Consider the following 13,478-nt stretch of genomic DNA (forward strand, 5'->3'; position numbering starts at 1 on the left):
ATTGTTATGTTGATATCAATGATTGCCGCCATGGCAAATAACCGCGTGATTGGCCGAGGCAATCAGATGCCCTGGCATTTACCCGCAGATTTAAAGCACTTTAAACAGACGACTATGGGTAAACCTGTTGTTATGGGCCGTAAAACATATGAATCGATTGGTCGAGCGCTTCCAGGGCGACATAACTATGTTCTCACTCGAGATAGCCATTGGCATGTCGAGGGCGTTACTACGATTAGCTCTTTGCAACAAGCAATAGAGCAAGAACAGCTTAATGATACGCAAGAGTTAGTGATTATGGGCGGTGGGGAACTGTATCGGCTTTTTTTACCATCAGCGCAACGTTTATATCTGACGTTTATCGATTTAAACATCCATGATGGTGATACGTTCTTTCCTGATTATGAACCACAAAAGTGGCAAATTAGTGATGAAAATGCCCATCTTGCTGATGAGCAAAATCCCTATAATTACCGTTTTGTTCAGTTGGAGCGTCGATAAGCTTCACATTGGGTTTGATAAAGTTGACCTGTTTCCCATTCGAGCATGGATAATTGGTTTCCCCAAATACAACCTGTATCCATCGCTTTTACCTGTGGATTATCGACTTTGCCCATTAAAGCTGCCCAATGACCAAATATAATCGTTGTCTGGTCATTGCGTAGCTTATACCAAGGGGTTAGTCCTTTGGGGGCGTTTTCTAACCCTTCTTTGTAAGCAAAATCTAGGCTTAAGTCGCTATAGCAAAAACGCATGCGGGTAAAGCTGTTGATGATAAATCGATAGCGTTCAGAGCCTTCTAAATTATCATCCCATAAATTGGGTTCATCACCATACATATGGGTCAGCAGTTCATGACGAAGCTGTGGTTGGACAAATAGATTATGGATTTCATCCGCGCAGGCTAAGGCTTTTTCAAGAGACCATTGCGGCGTAATTCCCGCATGGACCATGACCGTCTGCCGGTCTAACTGGGCAAGCAAAGGTTGACGCCACAGCCAGTCAATCAGCTCTTCGCTGTCAGGTGCACTGAGCAACGCATCGACCTTATCTTTAGCCTTTAGTTTTGCTACACCATCGGCAACGGCTAAAAAATGCAGGTCATGATTACCGAGCACTACCTGCGCATTTTTACCTAGGGAGCGAATAAAGCGCAGCGTTTCCAGAGGTTGATTGCCGCGCCCGATTAAATCACCGGTAAACCAAAATTGATTATCATCGAGATTGATGTCTGCAATCTCCAATAATTGGCGCAATTCATCGTAGCAGCCATGGAGATCACCAATCATATAATGCATTGTTGACTACCTATACTTTTTATAACCAAGACCAATTGTTTAATGTAAGCTGTTCGGCTTTGCTAGCCGAAATGCGGGAATCGGTGCACTTAAAAGCTCGCCATTGTCCGTTTGCAATGTGTAGTTACCTTCCATCACGCCAACTGGGGTTTGAATGACAACGCTACTTGTATAGGTAAATGGCTTTTTCGGTTTCAACGTCGGCTGTTTACCAACAACTCCTTCACCTTCGACTTCATTGGTTTTGCCATTGCCATCCGTGATATGCCAATGGCGACGAAGTAGTTTAAGAGGCGCATCATTCTGATTGGTAATGGTGATGGTATAGACGAACGTAAATTGCTCATCTTGCTCAGAAGAATGCTCTTCTAAGTATTCGGTTTCGACACCAATCTGGATGGTTGCAGAGGCTGGACACATTCGGTTTCTCCGTAACAAGCTTTTATGATAAGTCGAGATGGTTAGCCAGCTTAACGAAATCAGCCACACTTAACTGTTCTGGCCGAAGGCTGAGCTCAAAACCAAGATTTTCCAACTGTTCGCTGCTAAATAACTGGCCCAATGCGTTGCGCAATGTTTTGCGCCGTTTATTAAATGCTTCTCGACAAACGCGATCTAATGCTTTGATATTATTAACAGGATAAGGCACTTGCTGATAAGGTTCTAGTCTGACAACCGCAGAATCAACTTTTGGTGCAGGTTTAAATGATTCTGGTGGAACTTCCAAAACTGGAATCACTCGACAATGATATTGAGTCATGACACTCAATCGACCATAGGCTTTGCTGCCTGGTCCTGCGGCCATACGCTGTACGACTTCTTTTTGCAGCATGAAATGCATGTCACTAATAAGTGAGCTAAATGAGAGCAAATGAAAAATAAGTGGTGTTGAGATGTTATATGGCAGGTTGCCAAACACCCTTAACTTTTGCTCATTTTCTTGCAACTGAGTAAAGTCGAATTTCATCGCATCTGCTTCATAAACAGTCAATTTATCGCTTAAATCGGGATGATGACGCAACCGCTCAGCTAAGTCTCGGTCAAGTTCAATAACGTTTAGATGACCAGATTGCTCTGCTACTGGTTTTGTCAAAGCTGCCAATCCAGGGCCAATTTCAACCAGTGTTTCGCCTGGTTGCGGATAAATTGCTGCGACAATTTGACCAATAATGTAGTCATCGCTTAAAAAGTTTTGACCAAACCGTTTGCGGGCTTGGTGGCCTTGATGAAAATTGTTACTCATTGAGGTTTTAACCATTCGGGTGTAATTTTATTACGGCTATTTTGCGGTATCATAGCGAGCAATAGCGCTGCTAGATATCCCGATTCGTAAATTAAGACTGATTCATAATAGTAACAGAATGTGACTATTGTGGATAATTTTACCATGCTTTGCTTGATGCAAATGACTAGGTTAAGTTTGAAATATCGGAGCCGATGAGACTCGGCTCCGAATTATAAGCTACTGAACATTTAGCTTTTTAATGTAAGAGTGGCGGCGCAAGTCATCAAGCCAGTTTTGCATTTGCTCTTGATATTGACGCTGGTAGAGAATTTGAAATGCTTTTTGCTGTTTAGACTCTGCCGTTTTATCAGTTTTACGTCTGTCTTCAACTTCGACAATGTGCCAGCCAAATTGGCTATGAAACGGCTGGCTGATTTGGCCAATCGGCAGTGTTTCGACCATTTTACGAAATGCTGGAACAAATGAGCTTGGATCGGTCCATCCCAGTTCGCCACCTTTTACAGCAGACCCTGTGTCTTGTGAATATTGGCGAGCATATTTAGCAAAACTTCCTTTGCCTGATAAAATGTCGCTGCGGATCTGGCTAAGCAAATCTCTGGCTTTGGCGTCACTCATAATGATGGATGGTTTGATTAAAATATGCCGAGCTTTGACCTCGGTAGCTTCGACTTTATCAATACCTTTGATCGCGACGATTTTCAGAATGTGATAACCAGCTTCTGATTTAAATGGTCCAATCAGTGTTCCGGCCGGTTGTTGGTGAATCACCTGAGCAAAGATGGTTGGCATTTCATTAATACCCATCCAACCCCAGTCTCCGCCTTTGAGTGCTTTAGGTCCCTGCGATTGACTTAGTGCAACTTTGGTAAAATTAGCACCAGATTTTAACTGGGCCATAATATGTTGCGCTTGTTTTTGGGCAGCCTCTGGATTAGCGGCATCGGAGAATTTCACCATAATATGTGCGATATGGTAACGGACCTGTTTTTCTCCTTGTTGATCAATGCGTTCAACCATTGATTGCACCGCTTGTTTATCAATATTAATCTGGCGTCTGACTGCACTTTGCGATGTCTGATTAATTAAGAGTTGTTGACGGATTTGACGCTGGAATTCTTTATAAGAGAGATTCTGCTGCGTTTTTAGATCCTTGATAAACTGCTCGCGGCTTTTTCCTGACTGCTGAATAATATTTTCAATCGTTTGATCTAACTGGGCGTCACTAATTTCAATGCCCATTCGTTTGGCTTGCTGGAGAATCAGCTGGTCATCAATCAATTTATCTAGAAGTTGACGATGTAATGCTTGTTCGGGTGGAAGTTGGCGCTTATCTTCTCGGGCATTACGTTCAACTGTTGCTTTAAGTTGATCATAATCTGTTTGTGTGACGACGTCGTTATTGACGATGGCAATCGCTTGATCCACAAGTTCAGGCTTGGCCCATAAGCTTGTGCTAAGTAAAACTAAGAGGAGCAGCGATAATCGATAAACTACTTTCATGTGAACCCTAAAATTGCTGGGCAGCCCTATCAGGCTGCCTGTTAGTTATTCGTATTGGATTAATTATTTAAGTAAAAAGGATGTCCGTATGGCAGCCGACCTGAATCCATCATTTTACGATAGGCATCTGAGTCATTGCTGGTTCCACTACCAATCCCTTTGAGGATGAACTGGAATTTAATTGCGTTATCAATCTCACCCCTAGGGTCCGTTGAGCCGTCATAATCATAGTGTGTGGTAATCGAACGTTGGAATGCAACTTGAACTGCCCAACAGCATGAATCGTACTGGACACCCAGAATCGATTCAATACTACGATTTAAGTACAGATCTCGATAGTAACTTCCCACTAAATGAATATCCGGGCGCAGCGGCCAACTCATCTTCGTACCTATTTGATTAATTTCATTGCGTAAGGTTCCATTATCATCGCGTCCATAACGATAATTAAGTTGGATCATTTTGTTGACACCGGGTTTCCACTCCAGTGCTGTATTACTTTTATTGATTTTGCCGGTGGTATCGTTAATCTGCATTCCCGAATGGAAGAACCAATCGTGAGAGATGTTTAAGTCACCTTCAACGGCTAAAGCTGAGCGATCTGAGCTGTAGGTATAACCTTCTTCGTCGTCCGGCAAAGTCACTCGCGGCGATTGCAGATAGAAAATTTGAGCCACTGATAATCGCAATTTTTCTTCATTATTGGCATTTAGAAAACGAGTTGTGGCACCCGCGGTAACTTGGTTTGCATCGGAGATCCTGTCCAAACCGCTATAACGACGGTCTCGGAACATACCAAAATAATCCTGCTCTAAAGCGGCCGTGTCATAGATCCCAATGTCAGACTGCTTTTTATATGGAATATATAAATACTGAACTTGAGGCTCGAAGGTCTGCTGATATTTTTCACCAAACCAATTCATTGAGCGATCAAAGTTGAGCCCGGCATTTACCCGGTATTCAGGTAGAGTCCGGCTTATATGACTTTTAAGTGAGCCATCACCTTTGGTGTCTTGGTCATAATAAGTCTGCATCAAGGATATTTGGCTGTTGAGGTAACCGCCAGGCACACTTAATGGTAATTTCAGTGTCGGTTCGATATGGTAGCGTTTTGCTGTATACACATCAGGGTCACTGTCGGTGAAGTTAACCATCTGGCCTTTTAAGCCAAATTTTAAGCTACCTAAGCCAGTATCCCAAAGACCATCGTAATGCAGTTCTGGTAAGACTTTATGGGGAGCTTCGGTGCTACCTAAAATCTGATAGTTGTTAACTAGTAATCCGGCATTCCAATTAGCATCTCGGTAATCAACGCGACCTTGTTGGAGGAGCTCATCGGTATCACTGATTGTTTCACTGCCAACATCAGAAAAGTAGTTAGGATCGCTCACCCGTGAATAGTTGCTATGTAGCCGCCAGTGATCGCCTATTCCACCATCGTTTTCCCAGTGAATCAGATACCGATTTTCATGGGTGATATCGTCATCAGGTAGATACTCGTAATCAATTTTACCCAACTGCCCAAGCGTTAAATAACGAAAACTCGTGGTTAACTGCTGGCCTCGTTTGGTCATTAACCGGGGGGTAAGCGTTAAGTCATAGTTAGGTGCCATATTCCAATAAAATGGCGTTTTTAGATCAAATCCATTATTGGATGAGCTGGTAAATTGAGGATATAAAAAACCAGTTTGGCGCTTGTTACTAATGGGGTAACTAAAATAAGGAAGATAAAAAACAGGGACATCTAAAATATGAAATACCGCATTATGAGCAGTCGCCCAGTCACGGTTTTTATCGATATAAAGGCTCGATGCGCTAATTGACCAACTTTCATCGCCTGGAGGACATGCGGTGTACACAGCATCATCCATTGAGAGTGCTTTATTTGTTGCTAATTTTAGATTTTTTGCTTGCCCGCGACCACTTTGGCCATTAAAACGATATTTGGCTTGATCAATGGTTGTCGCGTGAGATTTTAAATTGGTCTGAATCTTATTACTGGAAACGTCCATCAGGTTATCCTGATATTTGACATTTCCTTGGGCTGTTAATGTTTGAGTTTGCTGATTCAGCGATGCTTTATCGGATACCATACGACGGTTGCCTTGGGTGGCACCAACATCGTCGTTAAATTCGGCACTTTTGCCGCGAACTAATTTCGCATTTTTAGAGCGAACTGCGATTTGTTGATTATTTTGTGTCGCTGGCGTGTCTAATCTTGGTGCTGGCGGTACGTAACACCTGCCACTAGGAAGTGGTTGGTTCGAGTTGACATCTGCATAGCTTTTGACGCTCAAAGAAAGCAAGGCAATAGATGTTGCGCAAAATAAAAGAGATTTAGGGCTGGTCATATCCTTTGAATCATACTCATCATCATTGGGTCAAAATCTGCCAATTTAAAATATTTATGCCGGGCAGGGACCACCGTGAACTTTAATTGGTCATCTTACTGGAATTTATGCTATTCGGCTATCGTAAGACCCATTAATTGGTGAATAATTCATGAATTTATTCATAGTTATTGAGTCTTGCCTAGCTTTATTGCAATCTAAGTGATATCTGGTGATTGCTGCAACCAATTGTTATTTTAGTGGTCTGAAAGGGAAGTGCCTTCTTAATTTTATCGAGTGCAAGGTTAGTTAATGCGTATTTTGGGGAAGATTTTCGGTTTTATATTTGGATTGATGTTCGCAGGATGGTGGGGCGCAATCATTGGTTTATGGCTTGGTCATATGTTCGATCGAGCATTGGGTCAGAATTTTAATTTAGGTTCGTTTAGTAGTGCTGATGGGCAATCTCAGTTTTTTGTCACTACTTTTGCGGTGATGGGACATATTGCCAAAGCAAAAGGCGTGGTGACCTCTCAAGAGATTCAGATTGCTAGCATGTTGATGGATCAAATGGGATTACAAGGGGAAGCTCGCCAACAAGCACAAGAAGCGTTCCGCGATGGTAAACGCAGTGACTATCCGTTAGAAGAAGAGTTACAAAAATTAGTAAAACTGGTGAAAGGGCGCTCAGACATGCTGCAGATGTTTCTAGAATTGCAGATGTCGGGTGTCTTTGCCGACGGGATTATTGAGCCTATTGAACGCCAGATGATTGAGCGTGTCGGACGCGCACTGGGCTTTAACCAAAGTGATTTAGAACGAGTTATTGCACGTTGGGAAGCTGAAATCCGTTTTCAGCAGCGTCGTCAAGGCGGTGGTCACTGGTCGCATCATGGGCCAGAGAGTAATAGTCAGTCCGGATCGTCGTCTTCGAGTAACCGCTATGAAAGTTCCGAGCAGTCTCTGTCTGATGCCTATAAGTTATTAGATATCGAAGCATCGGCAACCGATCAAGAAGTAAAAAGAGCCTATCGACGACAGATGAGCCAGCATCACCCTGATAAGCTGGTTTCAAAAGGGTTACCGCCACAGATGTTAGAACTGGCCAAGAAAAAGGCGCAGGAAATTCAGCATGCTTATGAACTTATCAAGCAGGCTCGCGGCATGCGCTAGCCTGCTTTAATCTGTGATTAGTTCACAAGATGTTTGGGGTGGCCATCTAAGAAGCTTTGGATATTATCGATCAGCTGATCAATTAATATTTGACGACTTTGTTGGCTAGCCCAAGCAATATGAGGCGTGACGATACAGTTATCGTATTGAGCCGCCTGCATCAGTGGTGATTCTGCTGCGGGTGGTTCCTGCTCACTTACATCAAATCCAGCGCCTGCTATCTGTTTGCTTTCAAGAGCATTTAATAGCGCCCGTTCATTAACGATTCCGCCACGAGCAGTATTGATGAGCATGGCTGTTTCTTTCATTCTTGCAAATTCAGCTTCACCAATTAAGTTTTGCGTCTCAGGGGTTAGCGGACAATGAATCGAAACGATATCACTTTGTTCCAGCAACTGGTTAAACTCAATTTTGCCATTGCTTGGTGCTTGTCCTTTGCGAGCTGCAAACAGAACATTCATGCCAAATGCTTTGGCAATGTTGGCAACATGCTGGCCTAAATCACCACTGCCAATCAGTCCTAGAGTTTGGCCTTTTAGATTATCGATGGGAAAATCTGCGTAAAAAAACTGTCCGCACTCTTGCCAATGGCCACTTTGCTGCGCTTTATGATACGAGATTAAACTGCGGCGCAGTGCGAGCATCAGCATAAAGGTATGCTCTGCGACGCCATCACCGGAATAGCGTTGAATATTACAGACTTTTATTCCCAGACGACTAGCGGCACTTAAATCAACGTTGTTAACGCCAGTTGCACTCACCGCGATACATTTAAGTTTAGGCAGCTGGCTCAACAAGCTTTCATTGAGTACTACTTTATTGACAACGACGATGTCGGCATCACGTAGTCTTGGGGCAACCTGTTCCGGCGTTGTGAAGGGGTAATCCCGCCACTCATGAGCGCCTTTAAGGTTTGGAAGGGTAAATTGCAGGCCTAGACTATCACGTTCTAGACAAACGACTGTGGCCATTCGATGCTCCTTTATCGTTTTTAGCTTGAGCTTGTATGGTAACGTGTTCTGATTATCAAAGGTACGCTTGAATTGTGTGATTCACAATTTAATTCCAGCCTAATGAGCTGAGCCAGCCATATAAACGTTTTGCCAACAAATTTCCGGACACTGCTAGATATGGAGCGCTTTGAATTTCACTTTGGCGGTAATCACTCTTTTGCGCTCTTTGCATTGCGATTCTGCGCGTTTCAACACCGGATAAAGCCCAATTATTGGCATCGCGAAAATATAGGTCATAAACTGGGCAAGTTAATTGCGCAAGTTCACTAGCAATAGCTTTGTTTAATGCCAAATTTGGATAATAACTGTCAATAATGACCAGTGCATCGGGCAGTGGGCGTTGGCGCTGCGCGTATATGCGAATGACCCAGGCTGCCATCGCGCCTTGTGCAACGACTACTTGATAACCAAATTGCTCGCTTCTGGCTTTATTCAGTGCATCAAGACTTGCGAGTAACTGTTTCTGATAATCATCAATTGCTTGGGTGTCTTTGCCTTCAACCAAAACATCTCGTTTAGCAGGCTGTGGTGGTGTAATTGCAATGGTTTGCCATCCCCAGTTTGGAAGCTGCTGGCGAAGCGGCTCGATAGCATCGTCATCGGTTGGGCGATTGCCCCAGTCTGGTAATAAAACAATGCTGCCTACTTTTTTTGCGGTGCGCTCATTTAGCCATAATGAGACTTCTTGAGTTGAACCCACATCAAGTGGTTTATATCCTGGAACTTGCTGCCAAAGAGGGGAGATAGTTTGGGCCTGAATACTCGATGATATGGTTATCATTACCAGCAAAATCCAGCGCAGCATAAGTTTAATCCTTATAAAGGGTTAAGGTTATGTTGTCATTATCGGCTAATCGTAGAAAATATAAAATTTAACTAAATTCTGCCGCTGATTCAAAGCTTAACCATTGATTCGTGCTGGGATGATAAAAGCTTAGTTTTGCGGCGTGCAGATGTAGCCTTGGTGCAGCGCTTAGCGCGCAATCTTCGGCGTAGAGTTTATCCCCGATGATCACATGCCCAATGCTTAACATATGGACTCGCAGCTGATGAGATCGCCCGGTGATGGGCATCAGTTTTACCAGTGAGGTTTGTTCTCGCTGTTCAATCACTTGCCAATGGGTAAGTGCATATTTACCCAATTCATGATCAACCATCTGTCTTGGCCGATTTGGCCAATCACAGCGCAAAGGCAGCTCAATGCCACCTTGTGATTGCTCTGGATGGCCCCAAATCTCGGCTAGGTAAGTTTTTTTAGGTTGACGCTGTTGGAATTGTCGACTCAAATGGCTCTGGGCTGCCTTATTTAGAGCCATCACGATTAAGCCTGAGGTTGCCATATCCAGACGATGAACCACTTTTGCATCAGGCCAAACACGTAACGCTCTAAGAGCCAGACTATCTTTATGCGCAAGCGCTCGCCCAGGGACTGAAAGTAACCCAGCGGGTTTGTCAAAAACAGCGATATCATCATCATGATAAATCACTGGCATATAAGGTGTCAGTGGTGGCTGATAAACAAAGTCATCCGTGGCTCTCACTATGCTCAAGTCCTATTATCCCCAGCTTGTTATTTTGATGGCGCAATCACAATAAAGCGCAGTGCATCCAGTTTGAGTTGCGCTTTATCCAGATAATCGAGCACCTGTTGTTGCTGGGTTTGCCAGAACTCCAGCTCATCATCGCGAATCGCAGGATTGCGCTGTTTTAATGCTTGCATCCGGCTTAATTCATCACCCAACTGGGTTTTAGCGCGAGCGGCTGCTTGCTCAACTAACGCATCAACCTGAGGTTTGACCAATTGCTGTGCCTTGCGAAGTAACTCATGGATTTGAGTTTGTGAGGCATTGACCAATTTACTGCCAATATGGCGATTGACGGCGCTGAGCTGTTTATTAAACGTCTCAAATCCGACTTTGGCTGAAAGGTCGTTGCCATTTTTATCCAGAAGTATTCGAATCGGTGTCGCTGGCAGGTATTGGCTCACTTGATATTGAGGCGGCGCGGATGTTTCAACTACAAACAAACACTCTAAAAAGAAACTCCCAGCAGGCAATGCATTATTTTTCAATAACGCCACCGAAGTTGATCCCGTTTCTGAAGATAAAATGGCATCTAAAGCTGCTTCAAACACCGGGTGTTCTTCATTAAGAAGAGCTACTTCGTCGCGATGCAGAGCACTGTCTCTATCAAATGTAACCAATTGCCCTTCGGCATCTAAACCTGGCAGTGACGCAACGAGCATATGTTCAGTTGGTTTAAACAACATAATCTGCTCGCCTAAATCATCTTGCTGGATCCCCAGAACATCAAATAAACGCAAAGTTTGGTTAATAAATTCAGGGTGGCTTTCGTGCTCACTAATTTGAGCTATCAGTTGATGAGCTTGTTCTCCGCCATTGGAGTGCATCTCCAGCAGACGATCTCGGCCTGCTTCCATTTGCGCGAGTAGCTCTAAATGATCTTGATGCGTCTGTTCGATAAGCGCTTGCAGTTTATCGCTTGGGTCAGTGGCGAGAACTTCCATCAAGCTTTGGGCATGTTTTTGATATAAGGCACTACCGGTGGCACATGGTTGTTCAAATGCATTAAGGCCTTGATGGTACCATTGCAGCAGTTTGTCTTGAGCGGTGTTTTCCATAAATGGTACATGAATTGTTATATCATGTTTTTGGCCGATTCGATCCAGCCGACCAATACGCTGCTCAAGTAAGTCTGGATTAGTTGGCAAATCAAATAACACCAGATGACGAGCAAATTGGAAATTGCGTCCTTCAGAGCCAATTTCTGAGCACACCATCACTTGGGCACCCGCTTCTTCTTGGGCAAAATAGGCACCTGCTTTGTCCCGCTCAAGAATACTCATGCCTTCATGAAAAACAGTGCCGCGAATTCCTTCCTCGGTGCGAGCGGCTTCCTCAATAGCCAGTGCTGTTTGCGCGCTGGCACATATCACCAAAACTTTCTCGCGTTTATTTGCAAGTAGAAAATCAATCAACCACAGTACGCGAGGGTCATAATGAGTCCATTGGATCCCTTCACCTTCAAGTGCTTGATAAAGTGATTCAGGATATAACAGTTGCTGAGCTCGGCTTTCAATACTCTGCTGAGCACTCATCATGTTATGTACTCTGAGCGCAGTTTGATATTGACTCGGGAGCTTTAATGGATGTGCTTGTAGCAGGCGCTTTTTAAACCCATCGACCGCTGAGCGCGTGTTTCGGAACATGACGCGTCCAGTTCCGTGACAATCTAACAGCTCATTAAACAGCTTATGGCGAGCCAACTGGCGAATATCATCTTGCGAGTGGTTAATTTGCTCAAGAGATGCGCTCAACGTAATTCCACTTAAAGAGGTCAGATTATCTAGCTGTTCTTGGCTGATTGGCGAATCGCTTAACAATGGCTCGGAGACTTCAGCTAATTTGTGATAGTGCTGTTCCTCTTCTAAAAAAGAGTCGTAGTCGTGAAAGCGCGCACTGTCGAGCAGGCGCAGGCGAGCAAAGTGACTAAAGTGGCCAAGCTGATCTGGCGTTGCTGTTAATAGCAGCAGGCCTGGGATTTCGTCACTAAGTGCTTCAATAATCTGAAATTGGCGATTGGGGCGTTCATCATTCCATTCGAGATGATGCGCTTCGTCAACGACCATTAAGTCCCACTGCGCTTCACAAATTTGTTCAAAACGACGCTTTTTCGCTTTGAGCATATCCATGCTGACTAACACAAGTTGTGCGGTATCAAATGGGTTGTCTGAATCTGCATAAGCTTCGACACAACGCTGTTCGTCAAATAGGCTGAAGGATAAATTAAATCGCCGCAGCATTTCGACCAGCCATTGGTGCTGCAGTGTTTCGGGAACAACAATTAAAATACGCTGGGCAAGACCTGCAGTGAGCTGCTGGTGGATAATTAATCCCGCTTCGATGGTCTTACCTAAACCGACTTCATCAGCAAGCATCACGCGAGGGGCAAATCGGCGGCCAACTTCTTTTGCAATATACAGCTGATGGGCGATTAAACTGACTTTACCACCGAGTAATCCGCGAAGTTCAGAACGCTGATTCTGATAGCGCTGCAGCAGAGCGTTGTGGCGAATCACAAATCGATCAAAGCGATCGATTTGCCCCGCGAATAGGCGGTCTTGTGGTTTGTTAAATTTTAAGAAGTGACTTAAAAAGACTTCTTTTATCTCATCTTCTTGGCCGTTGTCATGACGCGTTCCTTGATAGACGAGCAAACCTTCTTGCTCAGCGACATTGGTAACGCTCAGGTGCCAACCGTCAACATGGGTGATTTCATCACCGATATTAAAAATAACACGAGTAATTGGAGCATCTTCTTTTGCATAAAGTCGGTTTTCACCTGTTGCCGGAAATAATACTGTGATCATGCGGCCTTCAACACCAACAACTGTACCTAGACCTAATTCTGATTCGGAATCACTAATCCAACGCTGACCAAGGGAAAAAACCATTAATCAATTACTCCTGGGAATCTATATTGCTTCGAGAAAAAAGGCGGCTATGTTAACCGAATGGCTATAGTGAAGTCATCTCCATTTAGCGCTTCGATAGCGGTTTTTTTTTAGCAGCTAAAACGAATTTGATATGAATCATGAACGCTGCTGCTAAAAAAAATTAATGTCATTATTTTATATAGATTAAACGAGCTTGATAAGGGAAATCGATGACGGAAAGAAGTCGCTAATGATGGCGCATAGTAATACTCGAGGCCGATTATCAAACCACTTAATCCATAAGGGTTACAACGTTAGCTTGAATATCTTATATAGAAGCATTTTTAAGTTTGTTTAAATATTGTGCAAGTAAATAAAAAAACGTAATTTTTTACAAAAAGCACTTGCGTAAAAATGCCGTATCCCTATAATGCACCACCACTGACACGGCACACCTCACAC

At 43.8% G+C, this 13,478-nt stretch carries 11 protein-coding genes; 2 read left to right on the forward strand and 9 right to left on the reverse strand.

Annotated elements, in window-relative coordinates:
• Positions 1 to 6: 6 nt before the first annotated feature.
• Positions 7 to 501, forward strand: a complete 495-nt coding sequence (gene folA / locus ABTQ23_RS20115) for a type 3 dihydrofolate reductase (RefSeq protein WP_408617554.1) — start codon at positions 7 to 9, stop codon at positions 499 to 501.
• Here folA and ABTQ23_RS20120 read toward each other — a convergent pair.
• The 5 genes from ABTQ23_RS20120 to lptD form a co-directional block, all read right to left on the reverse strand.
• On the reverse strand, positions 483 to 1,298 hold the full coding sequence (locus ABTQ23_RS20120) for a symmetrical bis(5'-nucleosyl)-tetraphosphatase (RefSeq protein ID WP_408617555.1): 816 nt from the start codon (positions 1,296 to 1,298) through the stop codon (positions 483 to 485). The two genes, folA and ABTQ23_RS20120, sit on opposite strands and share 19 nt — an antisense overlap.
• Before the next feature lie 39 nt (positions 1,299 to 1,337).
• Positions 1,338 to 1,718: a Co2+/Mg2+ efflux facilitator ApaG/CorD gene (gene apaG, locus ABTQ23_RS20125; protein WP_408617556.1), complete on the reverse strand. Its 381-nt coding sequence runs from the start codon at positions 1,716 to 1,718 to the stop codon at positions 1,338 to 1,340.
• A gap of 22 nt (positions 1,719 to 1,740) precedes the next feature.
• Positions 1,741 to 2,541: a 16S rRNA (adenine(1518)-N(6)/adenine(1519)-N(6))-dimethyltransferase RsmA gene (gene rsmA, locus ABTQ23_RS20130; protein WP_408617557.1), complete on the reverse strand. Its 801-nt coding sequence runs from the start codon at positions 2,539 to 2,541 to the stop codon at positions 1,741 to 1,743.
• A gap of 219 nt (positions 2,542 to 2,760) precedes the next feature.
• Positions 2,761 to 4,077, reverse strand: coding sequence for a peptidylprolyl isomerase SurA (surA, locus tag ABTQ23_RS20135; RefSeq protein ID WP_408617563.1), 1,317 nt, complete (start codon positions 4,075 to 4,077; stop codon positions 2,761 to 2,763).
• A 26-nt stretch (positions 4,078 to 4,103) separates the two neighbouring features.
• The gene (lptD, locus tag ABTQ23_RS20140; protein WP_408617558.1) at positions 4,104 to 6,395 is read right to left on the reverse strand and encodes an LPS assembly protein LptD; all 2,292 of its coding nucleotides are present in this window, start codon (positions 6,393 to 6,395) and stop codon (positions 4,104 to 4,106) included.
• A gap of 291 nt (positions 6,396 to 6,686) precedes the next feature.
• On the opposite strand from lptD, the gene djlA reads away from it, so the two are divergent.
• The gene (gene djlA, locus ABTQ23_RS20145) at positions 6,687 to 7,547 is read left to right on the forward strand and encodes a co-chaperone DjlA (protein ID WP_408617559.1); all 861 of its coding nucleotides are present in this window, start codon (positions 6,687 to 6,689) and stop codon (positions 7,545 to 7,547) included.
• A gap of 17 nt (positions 7,548 to 7,564) precedes the next feature.
• Here the strand turns inward: djlA and ABTQ23_RS20150 are convergent, their stop codons facing one another.
• From ABTQ23_RS20150 to rapA, 4 genes are all read right to left on the reverse strand, one after another.
• On the reverse strand, positions 7,565 to 8,518 hold the full coding sequence (locus tag ABTQ23_RS20150; RefSeq protein ID WP_408617560.1) for a D-2-hydroxyacid dehydrogenase: 954 nt from the start codon (positions 8,516 to 8,518) through the stop codon (positions 7,565 to 7,567).
• Between the two features lie 88 nt (positions 8,519 to 8,606).
• Positions 8,607 to 9,365 carry a DUF3530 family protein gene (locus ABTQ23_RS20155; RefSeq protein ID WP_408617561.1) on the reverse strand — a complete coding sequence of 253 codons (759 nt, stop codon included), beginning with the start codon at positions 9,363 to 9,365 and terminating at the stop codon, positions 8,607 to 8,609.
• Positions 9,366 to 9,432: 67 nt separating this feature from the next.
• A complete protein-coding gene (locus ABTQ23_RS20160) occupies positions 9,433 to 10,053 on the reverse strand; it encodes a pseudouridine synthase (RefSeq protein WP_408617564.1) in 621 nt (206 codons plus the stop codon).
• 77 nt (positions 10,054 to 10,130) lie between these two features.
• Positions 10,131 to 13,034 carry an RNA polymerase-associated protein RapA gene (gene rapA, locus ABTQ23_RS20165; RefSeq protein ID WP_408617562.1) on the reverse strand — a complete coding sequence of 968 codons (2,904 nt, stop codon included), beginning with the start codon at positions 13,032 to 13,034 and terminating at the stop codon, positions 10,131 to 10,133.
• Positions 13,035 to 13,478: the final 444 nt, after the last annotated feature.

Source organism: Celerinatantimonas sediminis, assembly GCF_046054195.1.
Taxonomy (GTDB): Bacteria; Pseudomonadota; Gammaproteobacteria; order Enterobacterales; family Celerinatantimonadaceae; genus Celerinatantimonas.